The organism is Gloeobacter violaceus PCC 7421 (genome assembly GCF_000011385.1).
GTDB classification, from domain to species: Bacteria; Cyanobacteriota; Cyanobacteriia; order Gloeobacterales; family Gloeobacteraceae; genus Gloeobacter; species Gloeobacter violaceus.
Genome location: NC_005125.1, coordinates 2,241,222 through 2,264,555, shown reverse-complemented (window position 1 = coordinate 2,264,555; position 23,334 = coordinate 2,241,222). Strand labels below are relative to the sequence as shown.

The 23,334-nt window shown below is 63.6% G+C and carries 25 protein-coding genes and 1 tRNA gene; 14 read left to right on the top strand and 12 right to left on the bottom strand.

Features of this window, described 5'->3' with window-relative positions; genetic code table 11:
• Positions 1-13 precede the first annotated feature (13 nt).
• The 6 genes from GLL_RS10935 to GLL_RS10910 all read right to left on the bottom strand — a co-directional run bounded on the left by GLL_RS10935 (position 14) and on the right by GLL_RS10910 (position 5,888).
• Positions 14-859: a vitamin K epoxide reductase family protein gene (locus GLL_RS10935; RefSeq protein WP_164928939.1), complete on the bottom strand. Its 846-nt coding sequence runs from the start codon at positions 857-859 to the stop codon at positions 14-16.
• A 426-nt stretch (positions 860-1,285) separates the two neighbouring features.
• On the bottom strand, positions 1,286-1,621 hold the full coding sequence (locus tag GLL_RS10930; RefSeq protein WP_011142109.1) for a cupin domain-containing protein: 336 nt from the start codon (positions 1,619-1,621) through the stop codon (positions 1,286-1,288).
• Between the two features lie 124 nt (positions 1,622-1,745).
• On the bottom strand, positions 1,746-1,928 hold the full coding sequence (locus tag GLL_RS10925; RefSeq protein ID WP_011142108.1) for a hypothetical protein: 183 nt from the start codon (positions 1,926-1,928) through the stop codon (positions 1,746-1,748).
• Positions 1,929-2,003: 75 nt separating this feature from the next.
• The gene (locus GLL_RS10920) at positions 2,004-4,208 is read right to left on the bottom strand and encodes an AAA family ATPase (protein WP_164928938.1); all 2,205 of its coding nucleotides are present in this window, start codon (positions 4,206-4,208) and stop codon (positions 2,004-2,006) included.
• Positions 4,209-4,210: 2 nt separating this feature from the next.
• Positions 4,211-4,792, bottom strand: coding sequence for a thioredoxin family protein (locus GLL_RS10915; RefSeq protein WP_011142106.1), 582 nt, complete (start codon positions 4,790-4,792; stop codon positions 4,211-4,213).
• A 55-nt stretch (positions 4,793-4,847) separates the two neighbouring features.
• Positions 4,848-5,888: a S1C family serine protease gene (locus GLL_RS10910; protein WP_164928937.1), complete on the bottom strand. Its 1,041-nt coding sequence runs from the start codon at positions 5,886-5,888 to the stop codon at positions 4,848-4,850.
• A gap of 300 nt (positions 5,889-6,188) precedes the next feature.
• On the opposite strand from GLL_RS10910, the gene GLL_RS10905 reads away from it, so the two are divergent.
• Together GLL_RS10905 and GLL_RS10900 are read left to right on the top strand one after the other, a co-directional pair.
• Positions 6,189-6,437: a hypothetical protein gene (locus GLL_RS10905; RefSeq protein WP_011142104.1), complete on the top strand. Its 249-nt coding sequence runs from the start codon at positions 6,189-6,191 to the stop codon at positions 6,435-6,437.
• Between the two features lie 248 nt (positions 6,438-6,685).
• Positions 6,686-7,036: a HesB/IscA family protein gene (locus tag GLL_RS10900; protein ID WP_011142103.1), complete on the top strand. Its 351-nt coding sequence runs from the start codon at positions 6,686-6,688 to the stop codon at positions 7,034-7,036.
• Here the strand turns inward: GLL_RS10900 and GLL_RS10895 are convergent.
• Positions 7,030-7,299, bottom strand: coding sequence for a TIGR02450 family Trp-rich protein (locus GLL_RS10895; RefSeq protein WP_011142102.1), 270 nt, complete (start codon positions 7,297-7,299; stop codon positions 7,030-7,032). The genes GLL_RS10900 and GLL_RS10895 overlap by 7 nt on opposite strands.
• Before the next feature lie 125 nt (positions 7,300-7,424).
• Between GLL_RS10895 and GLL_RS10890 the strand changes: the two genes are divergently transcribed.
• Positions 7,425-8,510, top strand: coding sequence for a serine/threonine protein kinase (locus GLL_RS10890; protein ID WP_011142101.1), 1,086 nt, complete (start codon positions 7,425-7,427; stop codon positions 8,508-8,510).
• Between the two features lie 3 nt (positions 8,511-8,513).
• Here GLL_RS10890 and GLL_RS10885 read toward each other — a convergent pair whose 3' ends face one another.
• Positions 8,514-8,843, bottom strand: coding sequence for a hypothetical protein (locus GLL_RS10885; protein WP_164928936.1), 330 nt, complete (start codon positions 8,841-8,843; stop codon positions 8,514-8,516).
• A 77-nt stretch (positions 8,844-8,920) separates the two neighbouring features.
• Between GLL_RS10885 and GLL_RS10880 the strand changes: the two genes are divergently transcribed.
• The 5 genes from GLL_RS10880 to GLL_RS10860 all read left to right on the top strand — a co-directional run bounded on the left by GLL_RS10880 (position 8,921) and on the right by GLL_RS10860 (position 14,856).
• Entirely contained in the window at positions 8,921-9,220 is a 300-nt protein-coding gene (locus GLL_RS10880; protein WP_011142099.1) for a hypothetical protein, read from the top strand.
• The gene (gene cofG, locus GLL_RS10875; protein ID WP_011142098.1) at positions 9,217-10,176 is read left to right on the top strand and encodes a 7,8-didemethyl-8-hydroxy-5-deazariboflavin synthase subunit CofG; all 960 of its coding nucleotides are present in this window, start codon (positions 9,217-9,219) and stop codon (positions 10,174-10,176) included. Before GLL_RS10880 ends, cofG begins: the two co-directional genes overlap by 4 nt.
• Before the next feature lie 68 nt (positions 10,177-10,244).
• A complete protein-coding gene (locus GLL_RS10870) occupies positions 10,245-11,627 on the top strand; it encodes a phytase (RefSeq protein WP_164928935.1) in 1,383 nt (460 codons plus the stop codon).
• A 48-nt stretch (positions 11,628-11,675) separates the two neighbouring features.
• Positions 11,676-13,676 carry a hydantoinase/oxoprolinase family protein gene (locus GLL_RS10865; RefSeq protein ID WP_197530170.1) on the top strand — a complete coding sequence of 667 codons (2,001 nt, stop codon included), beginning with the start codon at positions 11,676-11,678 and terminating at the stop codon, positions 13,674-13,676.
• A complete protein-coding gene (locus GLL_RS10860) occupies positions 13,654-14,856 on the top strand; it encodes a S1C family serine protease (RefSeq protein WP_011142095.1) in 1,203 nt (400 codons plus the stop codon). Before GLL_RS10865 ends, GLL_RS10860 begins: the two co-directional genes overlap by 23 nt.
• 51 nt (positions 14,857-14,907) lie before the next feature.
• On the opposite strand, the gene GLL_RS10855 is transcribed toward GLL_RS10860, so the two are convergent.
• Positions 14,908-14,981 (bottom strand) — tRNA-Asp (locus tag GLL_RS10855).
• Between the two features lie 292 nt (positions 14,982-15,273).
• Between GLL_RS10855 and GLL_RS10850 the strand changes: the two genes are divergently transcribed.
• The 6 genes from GLL_RS10850 (at position 15,274) to GLL_RS23550 (ending at position 19,723) form a co-directional block, all read left to right on the top strand.
• Positions 15,274-15,582: a carbon dioxide-concentrating mechanism protein CcmK gene (locus GLL_RS10850; protein WP_011142094.1), complete on the top strand. Its 309-nt coding sequence runs from the start codon at positions 15,274-15,276 to the stop codon at positions 15,580-15,582.
• Positions 15,583-15,619: 37 nt separating this feature from the next.
• A complete protein-coding gene (locus GLL_RS10845; protein WP_011142093.1) occupies positions 15,620-15,961 on the top strand; it encodes a carbon dioxide-concentrating mechanism protein CcmK in 342 nt (113 codons plus the stop codon).
• On the top strand, positions 15,961-16,263 hold the full coding sequence (locus GLL_RS10840; RefSeq protein ID WP_011142092.1) for a EutN/CcmL family microcompartment protein: 303 nt from the start codon (positions 15,961-15,963) through the stop codon (positions 16,261-16,263). The genes GLL_RS10845 and GLL_RS10840 overlap by 1 nt, the downstream gene beginning before the upstream one ends.
• A 30-nt stretch (positions 16,264-16,293) precedes the next feature.
• Positions 16,294-18,300, top strand: coding sequence for a ribulose bisphosphate carboxylase small subunit (locus GLL_RS10835; protein ID WP_011142091.1), 2,007 nt, complete (start codon positions 16,294-16,296; stop codon positions 18,298-18,300).
• A 4-nt stretch (positions 18,301-18,304) separates the two neighbouring features.
• Complete coding sequence (locus GLL_RS10830; RefSeq protein ID WP_011142090.1) at positions 18,305-18,910, top strand: carbon dioxide concentrating mechanism protein; 606 nt, start codon at positions 18,305-18,307, stop codon at positions 18,908-18,910.
• A 75-nt stretch (positions 18,911-18,985) separates the two neighbouring features.
• Complete coding sequence (locus tag GLL_RS23550; RefSeq protein ID WP_011142089.1) at positions 18,986-19,723, top strand: carbon dioxide-concentrating mechanism protein; 738 nt, start codon at positions 18,986-18,988, stop codon at positions 19,721-19,723.
• Here GLL_RS23550 and GLL_RS10820 read toward each other — a convergent pair.
• From GLL_RS10820 to GLL_RS10810, 3 genes are read right to left on the bottom strand one after another with little or no spacing between them, the layout of a single operon-like run.
• Complete coding sequence (locus GLL_RS10820) at positions 19,720-20,529, bottom strand: nitrate ABC transporter ATP-binding protein (protein WP_011142088.1); 810 nt, start codon at positions 20,527-20,529, stop codon at positions 19,720-19,722. The genes GLL_RS23550 and GLL_RS10820 overlap by 4 nt on opposite strands.
• Positions 20,530-20,553: 24 nt before the next feature.
• Positions 20,554-22,554 carry a nitrate ABC transporter ATP-binding protein gene (locus GLL_RS10815; RefSeq protein WP_011142087.1) on the bottom strand — a complete coding sequence of 667 codons (2,001 nt, stop codon included), beginning with the start codon at positions 22,552-22,554 and terminating at the stop codon, positions 20,554-20,556.
• Positions 22,555-22,573: 19 nt separating this feature from the next.
• Positions 22,574-23,278, bottom strand: a complete 705-nt coding sequence (locus tag GLL_RS10810; RefSeq protein WP_011142086.1) for a carbonic anhydrase — start codon at positions 23,276-23,278, stop codon at positions 22,574-22,576.
• Positions 23,279-23,334: the final 56 nt, after the last annotated feature.

Here is a 23,334-nt window from a genome sequence, read left to right as displayed (position 1 = left end):
TCTCGCTCTCCCGTCAGGGCTTCTTGGTTTCACCCACCCCGCCGGCTGGACTAAAGCCCGACAAACGGGCCAGATCCTTGAGCGGATAGCCGCCCTCGTAGCGCTTGCCGCCGATTTCCCAGGTGGGATAGCCGTCGATCCCGGCCTCGGTGCAGACTTTGGCCGGGGGCGCACCCCGCCCGCCCGGCGAACATTCGATATAGGGCACAAAGCGCTCCGCCTCTTCGCCGAAGGCTTTTTTCTGATCCTGGCAGTGCGGGCACCAGGAAGCGCCGTAGAACTTGGCGCCGGTGGTGCGCAGATGCTTGGCGAGGGCCACCGAGTAATCGAGCGGGCCAGCGCTTACACTCTGGACGTTGTAAATGCCCCAGATGCCGGCCATACCCGCGAGCACCACACCCAGGCCCCCCAGGACCAGATTGTCGGGCTTCTCCCAACGGTGACCGACCAGCGTCAGCGCAAAGATGGCGGCGATCAAGGCGGCCGAGGCTATGCAGTACAAGCAAAAAGCCACGATCTCAAACATCAGCAGATAGATCAAATACGCACTAAAGGTGACCCCGACCAACGACAGGCCGAACAACGTTCCCCAGCGCCAGCGGTCGATCCCCGGCAGCAGCGCCACCAGCAACAGCGTCAGATACAGCCCCAGGCCCAACGCCGAAACGGGTATCCCGAAAAGTGAAGCGTAAGGGCTCTGCAGTACCAGATCGCACCCGGCACCCTCGGTGCAGAACGCCGCCTGGGAAGCAGACACCTTTGTCCAGGTGAGATAAGCAGTGAGCGCGCTGCCGCAGGCGGCCAGACCGGCGATGGCCCAGCGCGGCCAAACGGCCTCTTGCTGCGAAACGGTCTTCATGGGTGGCAGTGGGGATCTCGGCACTCTCGTTGTATCACATCGGCCGCCGTGCTCTAGAGGGGGCTCCGGCCTGGAAACTATTTTTAATTTAATTCATGTATCTAAAGATACACAACAAAACAAGAATCCGTAGCTTACGCTACAAGAGTGCGATAGGATGAATGAGAGCGCAAATTGTCCGACGAACAATTCAGATTTGGGAGGCGCATGATGATGGAAGGCACCGTTGATACGAAGACACGCAACCTGATGCTGCGTCTTCGCCACAACAAGCGGAATCGTGAGCAGAGTCTGCTTGAAAGGGGCGTCGAGCGCGTTGTGGGTCAGCGTTCTGAAGCGGTTCGCTAGCTTGGGTCACTTCTATAGCAAAGCGGGGTGCGGTCGGTTTGTCGAAGCGCACCCCGTTCGCTTTTGAAGATGTGAGCTTTAAAGAGCGACTCCAAAGGCCAGAAAAACCAGAGGGCGTGTGCCGGTGTTGCAGCAGCTTTGGGCTGTTCCCGCCGACACCAATACACAATCGCCCGCCGAAACCGTTAGGTACTGATCGCCCAGGCAAAATTCCCCCTGGCCTTCCAGGAAGTAAAACACTTCCTCCATCGAAGCGTGGCTGTGGGCGCGAAACGACTCGCCCGGTTCCATGCGCGCATGATTGAGCATTTTAAGGTTGGAGCGCGCATCGGCGTCTTTGACTAGCACACGCTTATTGAGCCGCGGGTCGTGGGTGACCGGCACCGGTGCAACCTGATCCAGGCTGATTTTCATCGCTGCGGGCCGTTGTTTATCGGTTTGTTACGCCGGTGTGCCACGGCGCGACGGTACAGGCGCAGCGCCCGCGCGCAAGCAGGCGGCGACACGTATCGGTAGTCTTTGCTACGGCACGAGCATTTCAGATGCCAGGTGGGCTGTCCAATTTCGGTGCGGACGGAAGATTGAAGACGCGCTCCAAACGGTCGACATTGCTGCGCAACAGGAATTCATCGCCTCTCATGAAGACGAAATCGCTCTGCGATTTGTCGGTGCTGTTGCCTTTGAAAGCGTGATCGTCGCTGCTCGGATTTGGGTGGCTCATTTTTTATGATCTCTTAACTTAGATTTAAGACAAGCACACCGAGCAGCCGAGTGCAAGGGCCTGTGCGTAATTCGCTCAGACTGGCCGCCCGACTGCATAAGCCACCGCACTGGACCAGGACACTACCCGGTCGAGTAACTGCCGCCTAAAGATTGCTTCGAGACTCTCTACTTCTGCGGGCGACAGCAGCCGAGCCAGCTGGGCAGCATAAGCGCCCCTCGGATGGGATCTGGCAAACCAGCGCGCCAATAGCGGCCCACTGACGCGCAGTTCACCCTCCACACTTTCACTGGTGATCTCACAGGCCAGGCCCGCCTGCTCGAAGACCGATTGCAGGTCGTCCGGTTCCCAGCCCAATTGCGGGTCGTCGCCAAAGGCAAGCTCCTCGGCTTCGACAACCCGCCGGTAGAGATCGGCCGCAAGCCAGGCGGGGTCGAGCAGTTGCCAGAGGCGACTTCCCCGGCTCGGCATGTTTTCGGCAATCACCAGCACGCCGCGCGGGGCCAGTAGATTTTGCAGCGCGGTAAGGACAGCAATTTTGTGGGGTGTGCCTTTGAGCAGGTTTCGTCCGACAATCCGCTCGAAGCGCAAACCAGGACTATGCTGCCCTACCGCTGCGGTCAGGTGTTCGAGAGCCGCCGTCAGAATCACCGGGCGGCGCAGAGGGCTCAAGGCCGCTGCCTGCTCGGCAAGGGCGTCGGCGTCGGCAGCGTTGGCCGCACGGGCGTAGACACCCCCTTCCGGGGTGCGGCGGATGGCTTCCCAGGTGAGCAGGCCGCTGCCTGCCGCCGCGTCGAGGATGACGTGGTGGCGCTCGGGGGCTGCCAGTTCAAAGATCCGATCGCGCAGGCGGGCGAGCTGTTCGCCCTGGCGGCCCATGGCCCGCGCCAGCCAGCGCTCGCTCGGCCCGTCGGCCGGACCGAAACTGAGCCGCTCGGGACTATCGGTTTCGACCAGGGCGGCCAGTTGCGCTTCACGTCTACGGGCGACGGCGGCCTGGATACCAGCCTCGTAACCCTGGTCGCCGGGCTGATAAAACAGTTGCCCCTGCAGGCTGGTGGGAAGATACTGCTGGGCAACCCAGTGGTCGCGGTAGGCGTGCGGGTAGAGGTAGCCCGCGCCGTGGCCGAAGCCCTCCTTGTCGCGGTTTGCGTCCTTGAGGGGGTTGGGAATATCCGAGGCCCGCTCGCCCTCGACCGCCGCCAGGGCGTCGAAGAAGGCCATGGCGCTGTTGGATTTGGGCGCAGTGGCCAGGTACAGCGTCGCCTGGGCCAGGTGATAGCGCCCCTCGGGCATCCCCACCCGGTCAAAAGCCTCGGCGCAGGCCACGACGACCGCCAACGCCTGCGGGTCGGCGAGGCCCACATCCTCGCTCGCCTGGATGAGCAGCCGCCGGAAGATAAAGCGCGGCTCTTCCCCCGCGTAGATCATCCGTGCCAGCCAGTACAAGGCGGCATCGGGGTCCGAGCCTCGGAGGCTTTTGATATAGGCGCTGATCGTATCGAAGTGGACGTCGCCCTCTTTGTCGTAGAGCACTGCCCGACGCTGGATCGATTCTTCCGCAACCGGGAGGGTGATGCGGATTGCACCGTCGCCATCTGCCGGAGTGGTCTCAACGGCCAGTTCCAGGGCGTTGAGCAGCGTGCGCGCGTCGCCCCCGGCCACATCCACCAGGTGCGCAAGCGCCTCGGGATCGAGCCGCACATTGCGCTTGCCGTAGCCGCGCTCGGTATCGGCGAGCGCCTGCAGGGCTACTGCCCGCAGATCCTCACTTTCCAGCAGCTTGAGCTGAAATAAACGTGAGCGGCTCACCAGGGCCTTGTTGACTTCAAAAAACGGGTTCTCGGTGGTGGCGCCCACCAGCACGATCGTGCCGTTTTCGATCCAGGGCAACAGCGCGTCCTGCTGGGACTTGTTGAAGCGGTGCACTTCGTCCACGAACAAGATGGTCCGCCGGCCAAACTGGCCGCGGCGGCTTTTGGCCTCGTCGATCGCCTCGCGGATATCTTTGACCCCGGCGAGCACGGCGTTGATGGCGATGAAGTGGGCGCGGGTCGTGCCCGCGATGATCCGTGCCAGCGTCGTTTTGCCGGTGCCCGGAGGGCCGTAGAAAATCAGCGAAGAGAGCTGATCGGCCTGGATCGCCCGCCTTAAGAGTCGGCCGGGGCCGACGATGTGGCCCTGGCCGACGAATTGATCGAGCGAACGCGGGCGCATCCGGTCGGCGAGCGGTGCCTCCGCCGCCTGCTGCTGCTCGCGGTGCCGCTCGAAGAGATCCACGTTTAGCCGTAGTAAGGAGGGGTATTTCCTTCCTTCCACTTGATGTTGCAGCCGATGCTGGGCTTTTGCTCGATGGCGGGCGCTTTGCCCCCGAGCACCGCGTCGATGGCGATGCGCAGATCTTTGCCCGTCACCGGCAGGTCGTTGCCGGGGCGGCTGTCGTCAAGTTGTCCGCGGTAGACCAGCCGCCGAGCGGCATCAAACAGGAAAAAATCGGGGGTGCAGGCCGCCTGGTAAGCTATGGCGGTCTGCTGGCTCTCGTCGTAGAGCACCGGGAAGGTGAAGCCCAGTTCGTCCACCATCTCCTTGAGGCTCTCGGGGGAGTCGACCGGGTACTTGACGGCGTCGTTGGCACTGATTGCCGCGATCGCCAGGCCCGAATCGGCGTAGTCCTTGCCCAGCCGGGCCAGCTCGCCCTGGATGTGCTTCACGAAGGGGCAGTGGCGACAGATGAACATCACCAGCAGCGCCGGTTGACCTGCGAAGCTTGCCAGCGTGAGCATCTGGCCGGTGCTCACATCCGGTAGAACAAAGGCCGGTGCCAGCGTATCAAGCTCCATCATCGTCGAAGCGGTACGGGCCATGGTGCGTCTCCAAATGCGTTCCTATGCCCTAGTTTAGAGCGCGGGAGCGAGCGACTTAGCGGCCGGACCGCTGTGGTGACTCCGCCGGGACAATCTCCAGGCTGAGCTTGTCGTTGCGCCGTAGGACGGTCAGCGACGAGCGCACCCCCACCTGCTTGTCACTCAAGGCGCGGTGCAGGGCGTCGATGTCGCTCACCGCCTGCCCGGCCAGTTCGACGATCACATCTCCTTCGCGCAAACCCGCCTGCGAAGCGGGGCTGTCGGCCTCGACAGAAACCACCAGCACCCCGGTTTCGGCCGCGAGATTGTGAAAGCGCATCACAAAGCGCGGCAGCGGCACCGTCTGCCCGCCCACACCGATAAAGCTACGGCGCACCCGGCCCCCATTGATGAGTTGGCCTGCGACAAATTTGGCGGTGTTGACGGCGATCGCAAAGCAAATGCCCTGTGCCGGCAGGATGACCGCCGAATTCACCCCGATCACCTCGCCGCGCGAGTTGACCAGCGGTCCGCCGGAGTTGCCCGGGTTGAGGGCGGCGTCGGTCTGGACAATGTTGTCGATGAGCCGCCCGGAGCCGGAGCGCAGCGAACGGCCAAGGGCGCTCACCACCCCGGCGGTCACCGTGTACTGAAAACCGTAGGGGCTGCCGATGGCGATGGCCAACTGGCCGACGCGCACTTTCTGGGAATCGCCCAATTTGACGGGGTAGAGGTTGGCCCCGTCGATGCGGATGACAGCGAGGTCACTGTCGGGGTCGTCGCCCACAGGGGTTGCCGCCATCCGCCGACCGTCCTGCAGCGTCACCCCTACTTCGCCGGCCCCATGAACGACGTGGCTGTTGGTGAGGATGTAGCCGTCGGGGGTAAACAAAAAACCCGAGCCGTTGCCCTGCGTCTGCTGGTTGCCCCGGCGTCCCCGTGTGCTTTTGTGCACGTCGATATTGACCACCGAGCGGCTCACAGTCTCGGCGGCGCGAGTCACCGCGTTCGAGTAAGCGTCCAGCAATTCCCCGTCTTCGGGAGAGCCAGCTTGTGACAAAGGCACCGATTCGCCTGCGAATGCACTGTCTGAGACCAGCCTAAGAATCCCTGCCATCCTACGCTCCCCTGCGACTGGATAGGAAAAGCCCAAGCTAGCACAAGCGCTTCGTCTGTCGAGTCGGCTGCACAAAGCATGTACTGGGCTATCATCCGGCGAAACGAATTTGTGCTCCCCACAACAAACTTGTTCAGCCCCTGGACAGACCGTCCTGTAAAGATATGTTGATAACTTGGCCACAGTGCGACTCGCTTGGCTTCAGCCGTGTGGCCACCAAAAGCAGTACGTGCCGGATCCAGGCAAGGCCTACCGAGCCTTTTAGAAAGGCTTGGCAGACTCTAGGCTAGAGCAATTTTCATGCAAAAAAACCAACAACTCGAATCGCTGGTATTTCTCAACAAGCTTCAAAAGGGCATCTGGATCCTAGGCATCGCGGCGTGGATATTCGGCCTGTGCGACAGGACCACCGCAGCTCTGGCGGATGGCTATCTGAACGCACTGGACATGGTCCTGCTGTTTACGGCTTCATTCTTTTTCGTTTGCTGGTTATTCTTGAAACCTGCGCGCGTAGTAGCCGATAAAAATACTTCCAAAAATCTGAACTAGTCCGCCGCAAACCCCCCAAACGGCAAACCGGGCCTCACGCCAGGGGGGTGCATGAAGCCCGGTTGCCGTCTTGTGCGGACGGGTGCTTGCCTGTTGGCTTGCTTCTTCATCGTCGCGGCAGGCCCGGGTCTGAACCACGGAGTTGAACCCATGTTTGGGTGCGCTTGGGCGCAGCCGCCGCTTCTGCAAAAGGCAGGTGCATCGGTGGGCTACAATGCGCGTAACAAAGCGATTGTGTGGTTCTGACCATGATCAACCTCACCGAAACCGCCCTCCAAGAAGTCAGGCGCCTGCAGAAAAAAAGCGGCAACGACCGGCAGTTCTTGCGTCTGGGGGTGGTCAACGCCGGCTGCTCCGGCATGTCCTATACGATGAAGTTCGACACCGAAAGCCGGGCGGACGACCACCTGTTTGATCAGGACGGCGTGCGTGTGGCCGTTGATGCCGCAAGCCTGCCCTATCTTGGGGAGCTCACCCTCGACTGGTCCGGCGATCTGATGGGGGGCGGCTTCCGCTTCCACAACCCCAGTGCCACCCACACCTGCGGCTGCGGTTCCTCCTTCTCGACCAATCCCGAGGCGGCTATCGCCGCTCACTGAATCTGCGCCTCTGCGTCGGGATCCGGAGCCATTTCGCCGAGGGCGGTCCAGCCGGGTTCCCACAGATCCCGGTTTTTGAGGGTCTTGGCGTTCACCCAAACATTGACCTCCACTGCACACACTGATTGCAGGCGGGCAAAGACCAGACCCTTGCGGTCCTCGCGGGCAAAAACCTGAAAGTGCCGCCATCCCATGATCTTGCCGGCGGAGGTCCACTTGGAGCCCACAAGGTGGGGATACTTGATTTTGCGCCGGCCTTTCATCGGGTACCTGCTGCGAACGATTCCGCCCGCCCGGTGTTGTGAAGAACACACGGTTGGTCGAACACTATGATTTCCTTGTAGCAGTTTTCGGCCAGACCCTAACCCTTCAACCGCAGGAGGCCGCCATGCCGTTCAGCGAAGGCGAGCTGGTTCGAGAGCGCTACCGGTTGTGTCGGCACCTCGGCGTCAACGGCGGTCGCGAGACCTGGCTGGCGGCGGACGGGCTGTGCGCCGAAGTGTCCGTCACCCTCAAGACGCTTTATTTCGGCCGCAGTGCCACCTGGCAGGATCACGAACGGCTGGAGCGCGAGGCGCGCACCCTCGCCTCGCTCGACTACCCCGGCATCCCCCGCCACCGGGATGCCTTCTGGGTGGAGCTGCCCGAAGGGCATTACTACTGCCTAGCTCAGGAGTACATCGCCGGGATCACCCTGGCCGAACGGGTCGGCTCGGGTGGGCGTCTGGGCGAAGCGGATATCGTCCGTCTGGCGGCGAACCTGCTGGAGACGCTTGCCTACTTGCACAGCCAGGCGCCCCCGGTGATTCACCGCGACATCAAGCCGAGCAATATCGTCTGCACCGCCGATGGCGGCTACGCGCTCATCGACTTCGGCTCGGTTCAGGCCCAGAGCAGTACGGCCACCCTGACGGTCGCCGGAACCTTCAGCTATATGCCACCCGAGCAATTTATCGGCCGCGCCGCACCGGGATCGGACCTTTACGCGCTGGGAGCGACACTGCTTTTTGCCCTCACCGGCACCGATCCGGCGGACTTTCCACGCCGGGGCTTGCATCTAATCTTCCAGAGCCGGGTGGGGGTGGGTCGGCCGCTGGTGCGCTGGTTGGAACGCCTGCTCGAACCGGCCCTTGAGGAGCGTCTGGGTAACGCCCGCGAGGCGCTCGAAACTCTTAAGCACCGAGAAGCCCTCTATGCTGCAAGCAGTTGCGGCCGGGCGCTGAGGCCGCTCGCGGCGGGCAACCCCTGGAAACCCTTTGCGCTGTTGGGGGGCAGTTTGTTGTTCGCTGTGGCCGTGCCGCTGGTGACGCTTTTTGGGGCCGGGGCGAGTTTGATCTTGTATCTCTACCTGAGACAGGTGCTCGACCCGTTTCCGACGCATGTTCACCTGCTCAACGCCCTGGCGATCGTCGCGGTGGGTTCACTGCTGTGCCTCTGGTGGGCCAAAAGCACCGCCGATGACGCCCAGCCTTGACCTTTAACATCCGCCCTCGGCCAGTACCACCACCCGCACCCGCTTTTCGTGGAGCAGTTCCTGCCAGGTAAAATCCAGTTCCGGCACGCGCACGGCGTACTGCTCGTCACCGTTGCGCCCATAGATGCGTGCCTGCTCGGGGTTGAGCAGAACAAAGCGGATCTCCCCGGCGCGCAGCCGGGCAAGAAATTCTGAATACGGAAGCGTCGGCCGCCAGTAAACCGGCAGACATCGCACCTCCCGCCAGACCGCCGGCAGAGGATTTTCGGAGGCGACCCAGGCGAAAAAGCCCACCGCGACCGCCGGCAACACCAGACGCACCAACCACAACATTTGTTTACAATTTATCACCCATGGGTGCTGGCGCTGGTCGAGAATACACTTGGACACCCAAGCCGGAGACCGATGCGATGCCCCTCGGCGATGCCCTCGAAGCCTATACCCGCAAACGTCCCGGCGAAGTGCTGCTGGTGCGGGTTCTCCTGGATGGTTCCTCTGAGGAGGTGCTGGTCTTTCGCGGCGCCTCCAGTTTTTTGACCCGGCCCACGCCCGCCGATCCTGGCCAGCCGGTGATCCCGGCGGGCGCCCAACTTTTGGGCGTCGAGCGCCAGCACGCTCCTTTCTCCCCCGTCAACCCCCAGGTGATTGCCACGGGGTTGCAGGGCGAAGCGCTGGCCACCTTGCTTGCCGAGGTGGGGATCGATCTATGAGGGAGCGCACGGTCACCTACAGCCCTGCTTTTACGCTGGTGCCCACCCGCGAGTGCTTCAACCGTTGCGGCTACTGCAATTTTCGGGCCGATCGCGGGGCTGCGTGGCTGCAGCCTGCCGAGGTGCGCGCGCTTCTGCTGCCGCTGGTGGGAAGCGGTGTGGTCGAAATTCTGGTCCTCTCGGGGGAGGTGCACCCCCACGATCCCCGTCGGGGCGAATGGTTTGCGATGATTGAGGACATCTGTGCAGTGGCCTTGGAGCTGGGATTTTTGCCCCACACCAACTGCGGCGTTCTGAGCTTCGAGGAGATGCGCGCGCTGCAGCAGCTGAACGTCTCGCTGGGTCTGATGCTCGAAATCGACAGCAACAGGCTGCTGGGAGGCGTCCACCGCCATGCCCCGAGCAAGATCCCGGCGCTGCGCACCGCGCAACTCGAATGGGCGGGTGCTTTGGGCATCCCCTTTACCACCGGTCTGCTGTTGGGAATCGGCGAGACACCCGCCGAGCGCGAGGATACGTTGCGGACCATCGCCCGGCTGCAGGATCGCCACGGACACATCCAGGAGGTCATCCTGCAGCCCCACAGCCCCGGCGGCTCCCAAAGCTGGGCTGGAGAACCGCTGGGCGACGCACAACTGCTCGGAGTGGTGCGGCTGGCCCGGCAGATTCTGCCTGCCGAGATTACGATTCAGATCCCGCCCAACCTGGTGGGTGACCCCGTGCCGCTGCTGGAGGCGGGGGCGCGGGATCTGGGGGGGATTGGTCCAGTGGACGTGGTCAATCCCGACTATGCCCACCCGGTTGTGGAGCGGCTCGGCGAACGACTCGCGGCGGCGGGCTGGCGGTTGGAGCCGCGGCTTCCGGTGTATCCCCATCTCGATAAACGGGTCGCCACCGCTTTGCAACCGCTGCTCGGCGAGCACCGCGCCCGGCTGTGTCAAGCGGCGGTGACTTGAAGGCGCTCCGTTAACCTGCACTTAGGGTGGGGACACTACGATCGCGCGGGTCCAACTCGTGGGTAAATATGGTGTCTGTAAAGCTTCGCATTGAGATCAAGTCTTTCGCCTGCTTTGCGTTGGCTGCCACCCTGGCGGTCACGGCGGTCCAGGCCCAGGCGACTGCTCCGGTGGCAACCGTCCGGCCGAAGCTGGAGACGCCGGCCCTTTTTGACGACGAAGCGGGTGGTGAAGCGGACGCCGACGATCCGTCCATCTGGCTGCACCCGGTCGCCCCGGCCAAAAGTGTCATGGTGGGCACCAAGAAAAATGCCGGACTGTCGGTCTACGACCTGGCGGGCCAAGAACTGCAGGCCGTCGCCGCCCCGCCGCCCCCTACCCCCGACGACGCCCCCGGCCGGTTCAACAACGTCGATGTGGTCTATGGCTTCACCCTGGGTGGACGCAGTGTCGATTTGGCCGTCACCACCGACCGCGGTCGCGACAAGCTGCGCATCTACACGATCGACCCGGCGAAGGCAGCCCAAAGCCAGGCCCCGCTGGTGGATGTCACCGACCCAGACGCGGGCTTTGTGTTTTCGGCCGATCAAGTACAAGTCAACGAGCAAACCACAGCTTATGGCCTCGCCCTTTACCGCAACCGCCACTCCGGCCGCACCTTCGCCTTTGTGAGCCAACGCTCGCGCACAGCCATCGCCAAGCTCGAACTGTTCGATATCGGTGGCGGACAGGTGGGCTACCGCAAAATTGCCGAGGTGGTTCTTCCTGAGAGTTTTACACTGCCCAACGGCACCAGCTGGACCCCCTGCAACGATCCTGGCGATCTGGCCCAGGTGGAGGGGATGGTGGTGGACCAGGAACTGGGCATTCTTTATGCGGGCCAGGAAGATGTGGGCATCTGGCGGATCTCGGCGGCCTTCGAAGCGGCAAGCCCGGTGCTGGTGGACAAAGTGCGCGAATTCGGCGTGCCCTATACCTACGATACCGAAGAAGAAGAGTGTGTCATCGACTACGCCGCCGATCCGGGTTATGGCGGCAAGCACCTGAGCGCGGATGTCGAAGGACTTACTATCTACTACACCGCTAGCAATCAGGGGTATTTGATTGCCTCCAGCCAGGGAGACAACACCTTCGCCGTCTACGACCGCCGGGATGTCAATCGCTTTATCGGCGGCTTCGAGATCGCAGACAACCGCCGCAAAGGTGTAGACGGTGTGCAGGAGTGCGACGGTGCAGCGGTGCTGAACGTGCCTTTGGGAGCGGCTTTTCCCTTGGGGTTGCTGGTCACCCAGGACGGAGGGAACACCCCCGAGGTGTCGGACAACGAAGGCGAAGCCCGCGACAACACCAACTTTAAGTACACCCCCTGGCAGTCGCTGGCTAAAGCATTCCCCAGCCCGCTTGCGATCGACACAACCAGCTGGAATCCGCGCACCGGCTACGGGCTCTAGCTCCCGCCCCATGCCAAGATGGCTCTCACAGCGTTGGGAGCGAGGGGCGTGGGACAGATTCGCCTAGGCGTGGATGTGGGAGGTACCTTCACCGACCTGGTGGCCGTGGTCGAAGGCACAGTGATCACCGCCAAAGTGCCCACCACGGCCGATCAGTCGGAGGGGGTGATCGAGGCGTTTGCGCGCACGGGGCTCGCAGGCGATGCAGTCGGCGTCTTTGCCCACGGGATGACCGTGGCCACCAATGCCCTGCTGGAAGGCAAAGGAGCTTCGACCGCTTTTGTCACCACCGAGGGCTTTCGGGATTTGCTGCGCATCGGCCGCCAGAACCGGCCCCACCTGTATGACCTGACCCAGCCCCGACCCCGGCCGCTGGTGGCGCGCGAGCACTGCTTTACTGTGCGTGAACGGATGGGACCTGCAGGGGTGGTGATCCCTCTTGAAAACCAGGAACTGGCGGTGTTGGTCACCAAACTGGAACCGCTGATCGCCGCCGGTGCGATCGAATCGGTGGCCGTCGGGTTTTTGTTCGCTTTTGGCCACTCCGAACACGAGCAGGCCGTGGCCCGCACTCTACAAAAGGCGTTTCCGCAAGTGCATCTGTCGCTCTCAAGCGAGGTGGCTCCTGAGTTTCGGGAGTACGAACGCTTCAGTACCACGGTTGTGGATGCCTACTTGAGCCCGAAGCTGCGCTACTATCTCGACCGACTGGTGCAGCGCTGCCGGGAGCGGCAACTGCCCGTGCCGCTCATCATGCAGTCGAGCGGCGGGGTAACCACCATCGAGCGGGCACGGGGGGCGGCGGCACTTTTGTCCGGTCCGGCGGGCGGCGTGCGCGGAGCGGCCTTCGTGGCGGCCCAATCGGGGTTCGCCGATGTGCTCACCTTCGACATGGGCGGCACCAGCACCGACGTGTCGCTCATCTTGCGGGGCCGGCCCCAGACCAGTGCCGAGGCGGTGGTGGTGGGGTACCCGGTACGACTGCCGCAGATCGACATCCACACCGTGAGCGCGGGGGGCGGCTCGGTGGCCTGGGCCGACGGCGGCGGCGCGCTGCGGGTCGGTCCCCATTCGGCCGGTTCCATCCCCGGTCCTGCGGCCTACGGCCGGGGAGGAACCGAACCCACCGTCACCGACGCCAATGTGTTTCTTGGCTATCTGGCGGACGGGGCGGTGTTGGGCGGAGCGCTCCAGATCGACAAATCCGCCGCTACCGCCGCCCTTGAGCGGCTTGCAGACAAACTCGGCCTGGGGGTCGAGCGCACGGCGGTCGGTATCCGGGCGGTGGCGAACGCCCACATGGTCGCGGCCTTGCGGGTAATGTCGGTGGAGCGGGGGATCGATCCGCGCGCCCTGGCGCTACTGGCTTTCGGGGGGGCCGGGCCGATGCACGGCTGCGACCTGGCCGCGCATCTGGGGATTTGGCGGGTGTTGGTGCCCGAGGCGGGAGGAGTGCTCTCCGCCCTGGGGCTTGCCGTCTCCCCATTGAGGCGAGATTTCTCCCGTGCCGTGCTGCGGCGGCTGTCGGATCTGGACGAACCGTGGCGAAGCGAATTCACTGCCCTGGCCGCTCAGGTGCCACCGGAGCTTGCCGAGCGTGCGTACTTTGCCGATGTGCACTACCGCGGCCAGTCGTTCGAACTCACGGTGCCGGTAGATCTAGAGCAAAATCTCGAAGCTGTCGCCGCCACCTTTCATGAAGCGCATGCCCGCCGATACGGCTGGTCGGATCCGGCCCAGGCGATTGAACTGGTACAGGCGCGGCTGGTGGCCACCGAGCCGGTGGCCTTGCCGGAGCTGTCGGCTGAGGCTGGCGATCAAGATGGGCCGCCGGCAGAGCGCCTTGCCTGGTTTGACGGGGACTTTCAACCGGTGCCCGTCTACGACCGCACCCGCCTGGGGCCGCTCAGCCGCCTTGAAGGCCCCGCCCTGATCGAGATGCCCGAGGCCACCGTTGTCGTTCCGCTGGGATGGCAGGGAGTCATCGATCAATGCGGTACGCTGATATTAGAATTCCAGACCGCCCGTGAAGACGTTCAAATCGGCTGAAGTGCTGATTATCGCCCTGCTGGCCGCTACCGGCGGCGCCGCCGGCAGCTATTTTGCGGTGAGCCGGGTGTCGGCCCCTGCCGCGCCCTCCACCCCAGCTGCCGCTCCCCGGCCTGCCAACGCCCCCGCCAACTCCGAGGCGCCGCTGCCGCCGCTGCCCACTTCCCTGGGCTCCGATGAACTCGACAACATCGCCGTCTACGAGCGGGTGAGCCCGGCGGTGGTCAACATCACCACCACCGTGCTGCGCTACGACTACTTCAGCCGCGCCGTGCCCGAGCAGGGCAGCGGCTCCGGGAGCATTCTCGATGCCCAGGGCCGCATCCTCACCAATTACCACGTGGTCCGCTCCCCCAAAAGCCGCCTGGAAGTCACCCTCGCCAACGGCAAGCGCTACCGGGCGCGCCTAGTGGGGGCCGACCCGAGCAACGACCTGGCGGTGATTCAGTTGGAAGATCCGCCCCCCAACCTCACCACCATCACCCTGGGCGAATCGAGCAACCTGCAGGTGGGGCGCAAGGTGCTGGCGATCGGCAATCCCTTCGGCCTGGAGCGCACCCTTACCACCGGTGTGATCAGCGCCCTTGAGCGCGATCTGGCTTCCGAACGGGCAGGCCGCACCCTCAGAAACCTCATCCAGACCGACGCCGCCATCAACCCGGGCAACTCCGGCGGGCCGTTGCTCGACAGCCAGGGTCGGTTGATCGGGGTGAATACTGCAATATTCAGCACCAGCGGTTCGAGTGCGGGTATCGGCTTTGCCGTCCCGGTCGACACCGTGCGTCAAGTGCTGCCTGAATTGATCTCGCGCGGCACCGTCCGGCGCGCCTCCCTCGGCGTGCAGGTGCTGCCCCTTTCGCCGATGGTGGTCGAAACGCTCAAATTGTCCGTCAAAGAAGGAGCGCTGGTGGCGGCGGTGGTTCCGGGAGGGGCTGCGGCCCGCGCCGGACTGCGCGCCGGTCGGCTCGAGACGATCGACGGCAACCTGCAACTGCCGGTGGGGGCCGATGTGATCGTGGCGATCGACAGAGTCGCCATCAAAGACGCCCAGGATCTGATCAACCAGATCCAGAAACACAAGCCGGGCGACAAGGTCACCCTCACGATCGTCCGCAACAACGCCGAAGTGCAGGTGCCCGTCACCCTGGGCGAACTGCGCGAGCAGCTCGAAGAACAATAAGATACCAAGTTTCAGCGGCCGTACCCTGACACCTGGACACCCTTAAATCAGCGACCCCGAACGGGCTCGAACCGTCAACCTCCGCCGTGACAGGGCGGCGCTCTAACCAATTGAGCTACGGGGCCTTACTGGCGCAAATACCATCTTTGCCTGAAGGCAGAGCCAGTGTCAACCTACCCCGCCTGCGATTTTCCAGGCGGGTAGGCTGCGACGGCACCGGCATCAATAGATAAGTAGAGTTGATATAAAATATATGAAACTATAATCGCGACTAATATTGCATTCGGGGAGGCGTGGTCTTATCCTATAAGCTAGGAATACCCAGGATTTTCGCCTACGAAAAGCGATGAGTATTCCCTCACAATTTTCGCCACAAACTGTTATGTTTGACTGCGCGAAATGCACGGGAGGTTGTTCATGCCTATTGCTGTTGGAATGATCGAAACCAAGGGCTTTCCGGCCATCGTCGAAGCGGCGGACGCGATGGTCAAGGCGGCCCGGGTCACCCTGGTCGGTTATGAAAAGATTGGCAGCGGCCGGGTCACGGTGATCGTGCGCGGCGATGTTTCCGAGGTCCAGGCTTCGGTTTCGGCGGGCGTCGAATCGGCCAAGCGGGTGAATGGCGGCGAGATACTTTCGACGCATATTATTGCTCGTCCCCACGAGAACCTCGAGTACGTGCTGCCGATTCGCTACACCGAAGCGGTCGAGCAGTTCCGAACTTGATGGGTTGCGTTTGTGTGTTTTTTAAGGAGGAATCTGAATGGCAGTTGCAGTTGGCATGATTGAAACCCTGGGTTTTCCGGCCGTGGTCGAGGCGGCGGATGCGATGGTCAAGGCGGCCCGGGTGACCCTGGTCGGTTATGAGAAGATCAGCAGCGGCCGGGTCACGGTGATCGTGCGCGGCGATGTTTCCGAGGTGCAAGCTTCGGTGGCGGCGGGGATCGAATCGATCAAGCGCGTCTACGGCGGTCAGTTGCTCTCGCACCACATCATCGCCCGTCCCCACGAGAACCTCGAGTACGTGCTGCCCATCCGCTACACCGAGGCGGTCGAGCAGTTCCGCGAGGGCGTCAACTCTATCCGTCCTTACGGCAGACCCTGATGCAGATTGGCAGAGTCCGCGGCACAGTGGTCAGCTCGCAAAAAGAGCCCAGCATGGTCGGGGTGAAATTTTTGCTGCTGCAGCTTATCGATGAGGCCGGCCAGCCGCTTCCCCAATACGAAGTGGCGGCCGACGGCGTCGGGGCCGGGCTCGACGAATGGGTACTGTTCAGCCGCGGCAGTGCGGCCAGGCAGGTGGCGGGCAGTGAAAAGCGTCCAGTCGACGCGGTGGTGATCGGCATCATCGACACGGTCAGCGTCGACAACCGCCCGCTCTACAGCAAAAAGGACCAGTACCGCTAGCAGGTTGAATGCGTTTGGAGGAATCGGTTGATGGTTGCACAAAGCCGCCTTGCGGCTCCCCCTACCCCGTGGTCGAGACGGTTGGCTGAAGCCGCAATCGATCCGTCCGCCTACGTACACAGTTTCTCGCAGATCATCGGCGATGTACGCATCGGCGCCAACGTGCTGGTCTCGCCGGGAACCTCGATCCGTGCCGACGAAGGTTCACCTTTTCACATTGGTGCCAACACCAACATCCAGGACGGCGTGGTCATGCACGGCCTGCAGGAAGGGCGGGTCAACGGCGACGACGGCCAATCCTACTCGGTGTGGGTCGGCTCCAACACCTCGATTACCCACATGGCCCTCATCCACGGGCCGTGCTACGTCGGCGACGATTGCTTCATCGGTTTTCGCTCGACGATCTTCAACGCCCGGGTGGGCAAAGGCTGCATCGTGATGATGCACGCGCTGGTGCAGGATGTGGAAATCCCGCCCGGCAAGTACGTGCCCTCCGGCGCGGTGATCACCTCCCAGCAGCAGGCCAACCGCCTGCCCGACGCCCAGGATATCGACATCCACTTTGCCAAGCACGTCATCGGCATCAACGATGCGTTGCGCCAGGGTTACCGCTGCGCCGCCGACATCGAGTGTATCGTGCCGATTCGCGACGAGAGCAGCCCGGCGGCGCCGGGCACCAACGGTAAACCCACACCCAAAACCCACGCTCAGGTAAGCAGTATGTTCATGACCAGTCAAACCCTCGACACGGTGCGCTCCCTGCTTGCCCAGGGCTGTCGCCTCGCGGTCGAATTCGCCGACGAGCGCCGCTTCCGGGCCAACTCGTGGGTGAGCGGTCCGGCGATCCAGGCGGCCCGCGAGCCGGAGGTGGTCAGTGCCCTGGAGAACGTGCTGCGCGAGCATGCGGGCGAATATGTCCGCATCATCGGCATTGATCCCAAAGCCAAGCGCCGCGTGGCCGAGACCGTCATCCAACGGCCCGACGGCAAACCGGTCGAGGCCAACAGCAGCAGCGGCAAGTTCGCTATGACCCCGGCCGCTCCCCCGGGCGGTTCCCACCGGCCCGGCAACGGCGGTCTGTTGAGTCCGGAGGCAGCCCAGCAAGTGCAATCGCTCCTTTCCCAGGGCTATCGCATCGGCACCGAACACGCCGATGAGCGGCGATTCCGGGCCAATTCCTGGCAGAATTGCGCGCCGATTGCCGCCACCCGCGAACCGGAAGTGCTCGCAGCCCTCGAAGGTTGTCTACAGGAGCACGCGGGCGAATACGTCCGCATCATCGGCATCGACCCGAAGGCCAAGCGCCGTGTGGCCGAGACGATTATTCAGCACCCCAACGGCAAGCAACCCAGTGGGGGAGCCGCCGCTCCAGCTCAGGGTTACAACACCGTCAGCCATCGGGCGAGCGGGGGCGGCATGCTCGATGCCGCCGTGCTCGATATGGTGCGTTCACTGCTCAGCCAGGGCCATCGCCTCGGCGTCGAATTTGCTGACGAGCGCCGCTTCCGGGCCAACTCGTGGGTGAGCGGTCCGGCGATCCAGGCGGCCCGCGAGCCGGAGGTGGTCAGTGCCCTGGAGAACGTGCTGCGCGAGCATGCGGGCGAATATGTCCGCATCATCGGCATTGATCCCAAAGCCAAGCGCCGCGTGGCCGAGACCGTCATCCAGCGGCCCAACGGTAGGCCCGTCTCGGGGGGGGCTGCTACTGCGAGCACACCGGCCGCGGGCGGCTACAGTCCCGCACCGGCACACGCACCCGGCCCGATGCGCAGCAGTTCGCTCAGCAGCGAGGTGCTCGATCAGTTGCGGCATCTGCTCGGTCAGGGCCATCGGATTGGGGTTGAATTTGCCGATGTCCGCCGCTTCAAGGCCAACTCGTGGGTGAGCGGCCCGGCAATCCAGGCGGCCCGCGAGCCGGAGGCGGCGGCGGCGCTGGAGACCGTGCTGCGCGAGCACGCCGGGGAGTACGTGCGGCTGATTGGCATCGACCCCAAGGCCAAGCGCCGCGTGGCTGAACTGATCATCCAGCGGCCCTGAACCGATGGCTTCTCTGCCACCGCCCTGGGACGCCAACGCCTACACAAGCGGCGATGTGACCATCCATCCCGGTGCTGCCGTCGCCTCCGGCGCTTTGCTGCGGGCCGACCCCGACAGCCGCATCGTGATCGGCTCAGGAGCGTGCATCGGCATGGGAGCCATCCTGCACGCCCACCAGGGCACCCTCGAAGTAGGCTCGGGGGCCAGCCTTGGCGCGGGGGTGCTGGTGGTGGGCAGAGGCAAAATCGGTGCTGACGCCTGCGTCGGCACCGCCACGACCCTGCTCAATCCCGACATCGCCCCCGGCCAGGTGGTGCCTCCCAATTCACTGGTCGGCCAGGCCGGCCGCTCCGCCGAGGCCTTCCCCACGGCGGCGGCACAACCCTACGTGGTTCCCGCCGCTCCGGCTCCACGCGATCCCAACCAGGCGCTTGCGGCCGGGTTTGACCCGCCGGTGCAGGCGGCCCTCCCCGAACCGCAGGGCGGCATCGTCCAGAACGGCCAGCCGCCGGTGGCGGGCAAGGCTTACCTGGAGCGGCTGCGCCTCAGCCTCTTTCCCCACAACGCCCCGCTGCAGAACCCCGATTCCGCGACCGGTGGAGGAGCGTAGGTTTGCCCATCCTTGGCCCTATGCACATCGTGCGAAACCGCCATTCCCTATCCGGGTGGGCAAAACGGAGGAGCTATGATTGAGAGGATTGCCACGCCTTTGCCAGGGCGTGAGTCAGGACTTCTAATGGAAAGCGCCCTCGGTCTGGTTTCGACCTCCAGTTATCCCGCGATCGTCGGGACCGCCGACGCGATGCTCAAGTCCGCCGGGGTAATGCTGATAGGCTACGAAAAAGTGGGCGGCGGGTACTGCACCGCTGTGGTGCGGGGCAAGACCTCCGATGTCCGCCTGGCCGTCGAGGCGGGGGTGCAGACGGCCAAGGAGTTCGGTCAACTGGTCTCTTCTTCGATCATCCCCCGGCCCCTCGCCAACCTGGAGGCGGTGCTGCCCATCAACAGCCGCATCCCCCGCTACGCCCGCAAGCAGGCTTTCAGCCATTTCAGCAACCAGGCGATTGGCTTGTTGGAGACCCGTGGATTTCCGGCGCTGGTGGGCGCGAGCAACACGATGCTGCGCGCCGCCGAGGTGCACCTTATCGGCTACGAAAAAATCGGCGCCGGGCTGTGCACGGTGATCATCCAGGGCCACGTTGCCGATGTAATCTACGCCATCGATGCCGGGATGAAAGAAGCCGAGCGCATCGGCGAACTGCACGCGGTCATGGTCATTCCCCGGCCCCTCGACGAACTGGAGCAATCGCTGCCCATCTCCCCGGCGTTGCTCGAAGTGCCCGAGCCCCTGCTTCTGCCGAGCCTGGTGCGCCAGGAAGTGGGCGAATTGTTGGAGCTGCCCGCCAAGACTCCCGAGCGTTAGTCGCTCTGGTGGGCGAAGCGGCGATAAAGAAAATCCAGGGCGTGGTTGCGCAGGTCGTAGTAGCGCGGGTCTTCCATGATGCGGGTGCGGTTGCGCGGCCGGGTAAAGGGAATCGTCAGTACCTCGCCGATATGGGCGGCCGGACCGTTGGTCATCATCACCAGCCGATCGGCCAGAAACAGTGCCTCGTCGATGTCGTGGGTGATCATCAGCACCGTGGCGCGGCTGGTGTTCCAGATTTGCAGCAGTTGCTCCTGGAGTTCTTCTTTAGTAATGGCGTCAAGAGCGCCGAAAGGTTCGTCCAGAATCAGTACTTCCGGTTGGATGGAAAGCGCCCGGGCAATGGCGACGCGCTGCTTCATGCCGCCGGACAGTTGGGCGGGCTTTTTCTCGGCCGCATCCGACAGGCCCACCCGGGCCAGGTTGGTCTGCACGATGGTCGTTTTTTCGCTTCTGGACTTGGTGGGCCAGACCGCGTCGACGGCCAGATAAATATTCTCGAAGGCCGTGAGCCACGGCAGCAGCGCGTAGCCCTGGAAGACCACCATCCGGTCGGGGCCGGGCCGGGCGATGGGCTCGGAGCGCAGGAGCACCTCGCCCGTGGTGGGGGTGGCAAAGCCCGCCACCATGTTGAGCAGGGTCGTCTTGCCGCAGCCGGAATGACCGATGATGCAGACGAATTCGCCCTGGCGCACGGCGAGATTGACGTCCTCCAGCACCGTGTAGGGGCCGTTCGGGGTCGGGAACGATTTGCTGACGTTGCGGATGGCCAGCAGCGGTTCGAGCGAGACGGAATTGGCGATCATAGCAGTGCTCGTAGGTAGAGTGCGTCAGCGGGCGGCGGCGAGGCTTGCGGGCAAGGGCACCTCGGCGATATAGACATCGCTTTTGATCTCAAGCGCCTTGAGGTAACCCAGCGGGTCGTCGGCGTCGAAGGGGGTGCCGTCGGCCAGACGGATGGGACCGCGCCGGTAATCGACTTCGAGCCCCAACTCGCGCGAAGCGGTGCTGAAAGCCTGCACCCGGCAGACCCGCTCGATCACCTCCACCCAGTTGCGCGGGAAGGGCACATCCCCCCAGCGAGCCATCTGGGTGAGGATCCACAGTTGCTCGGTGCGGCTGGGGCGGTTCACCCCGGCACCGGCAAACAGGTGGTGGGCGTACTGGAGGCGGTCCTTGCCGAGGGCACAGGTGTTCGGTTCGCCCTCGCCCAACTGGACGTAGGCGGGATCGGCCCCCAGGTACTCGTCGCGGCAAAGAAGGCCGCGGATCTCCTCGGCGTTCGCTTCCTCGGCGCAGTACAAGCAGGCTTGGATGAGCGCTTTGATGAGGGCCAGGTGGGTATTGGGGTAGGTCTGCGCCCAGTCCTCGCGCACCCCCAGCACCTTGCCCGGGTGACCGGGCCAGATCTCCAGATCCGTCGCGACCGTAAAGCCGATGCCCTCGGCGGCGGCCCGGATGTTCCAGGGTTCGCCGATGCAAAAGCCGTCGATGTTGCCGGCTTTGAGGTTGGCAATCATCTGGGCGGGCGGCAGCGTGGTCAGATCCACGTCCCGGTCCGGGTGGATGCCGCCTGCCGCAAGCCAGTGGCGCAACAGCAAGTTGTGCATCGAGGCCGGGTGGACCAGGCCGAAGGTGTGGCGGTCGCGGGCGGTGCGCTGCAAGTAGGCCTTTAAGTCCGCCTGGTTGAAGACACCCAGGTCAAGAAATTTTTTACCCAAGGTAACGGCGTTGCCGTTGCGCGAGAGGGTGAGGGCGGTCACCACCGGCAAAGGCTTGTCCTCGTGGCCCCCCAGAGTAAACCACAGGGGCATCCCGGCGGGCATCTGGGCCGCGTCGATATAGCCCCCGGCCACCCCGTCCACCACCGCCCGCCAGCTCGGCTCGCGCACCAGAGTCACTTCTTCCAGACCGTGACGGTTGAAAAATCCCTTTTCTTTGGCCACCACCAGCGGCGCGCAGGCGGTAAGAGGCAAATAGCCCACTTCAAGGTTGATCTTTTCGAGGCCGTGGCGGGCGATGGGATCCTTCTGGCGGGAGCGCAGCTGCTTGATGCGCTTTTGCTGGCCCAGAAAATAGAGCATCTCGCTGCGCAGGCTGTAGTAGTTCGGGTGGTTGACCACCTCCAGGCGTGTGCGCGGGCGTTCGAAGGGCACCTCCAGGATCTGGCCGATGCGCGACTGGGGGCCGTTGGTGAGCATGACGATGCGATCGGACAGCAGCAACGCCTCGTCCACATCGTGGGTGACCATCATGCAGGTGGCGCCGGTCTCCTCGCAGATGCGCATCAACTGCTCCTGGAGATTGCCGCGGGTGAGGGCGTCGAGGGCGCCGAACGGCTCATCAAGGAGCAACAACTCGGGGCGGATAGAAAGCGCCCGGGCGATGGCGACGCGCTGCTTCATGCCGCCGGACAGTTGAGCGGGCTTCTTCTCGGCGGCCGGGGTGAGGCCCACCATTTGGATGTGGGAGCGAACAATTTCCTCGCGCGCTTTTTTGGATTTGTCGGTGTAGACCTCGTCCACGGCCAGGGCGATGTTCTCGCGCACCGTGAGCCAGGGCAGCAGCGAGTAATTCTGGAAGACCACCATCCGGTCGGGGCCGGGGCCGAGCACCGGCCGGCCGGCGAGGGCCACGCGACCGGTGCTCGGGCGGTCGAGACCCGCGACGATGTTGAGCAAAGTCGACTTGCCGCAGCCGGAATGGCCGATGAGCGAGACGAATTCGCCCCTGCGCACGGTCAATTCCACACCTTTGAGGGCGATGTAGTTGCCGCCTCCCGGCAAAGCGAAGACTTTGTCGATCTGTTCGACTTCGAGAAAAACGGACATCGAAGCGTTCTCCACAAAATTAGTAAAAGCTCACAGCACCGGTATCGAGGTCGTAGCGGGCGCCCACGACCTTGACTTTGCTCTGCTCCACCAGCTTGCTGATGATGGGCGGGGCCGTTTTGATCTTGTCGACGGTGATGAGCACGTTGGCACGGATGGCGTTTTCCACCGGGTCGCCCGGCATGCCCTTGATGCTCGCCGCCGCCGGGCGGATGGCATCGACAAAATTGGCCAGGTGGCCCGGAAACTGGGTGCCCTCGGTCACCGCTTTGACCGCCGCCTGCACCGCACCACAGCGCTGATGGCCCATGACCACGACCAGGGGCGCTCCGAGGACGGAGGTGGCAAATTCGAGGCTGCCCAGCATCATCTCATCGAGGACGTTGCCTGCCACCCGGTTCATGAACAGGTCTCCCAGGCCCTGATCGAAGATAAGTTCAGCCGGTACGCGCGAATCGGCGCAGCTGACGAAGGCGGCGAAGGGACTTTGGCCTTTGGCCACTTCCGCCAGTCGGCTTTTGGTGCGGTCCGCTCCGGTGAGTTTGAACTGGATCCAGCGCTTGTTGCCTTCGACGAGCCGCTCGAGCGCCTGCTCGGCGGTGAGGTTGGTGGTGGCGCCCGCGCTCCTGGGTAAAGCACCGGTGATCAGCCCGGCCAACAACCCCGTACCGGCGGTTACAAACAGATCCCGGCGCGAGAAGAATCTAGGCTGTTGCTCGATCATAGGGTCCTCCTGCAGGTGTGAATCGAAATCAATCTCTGGATTGGACAGATTTTAGG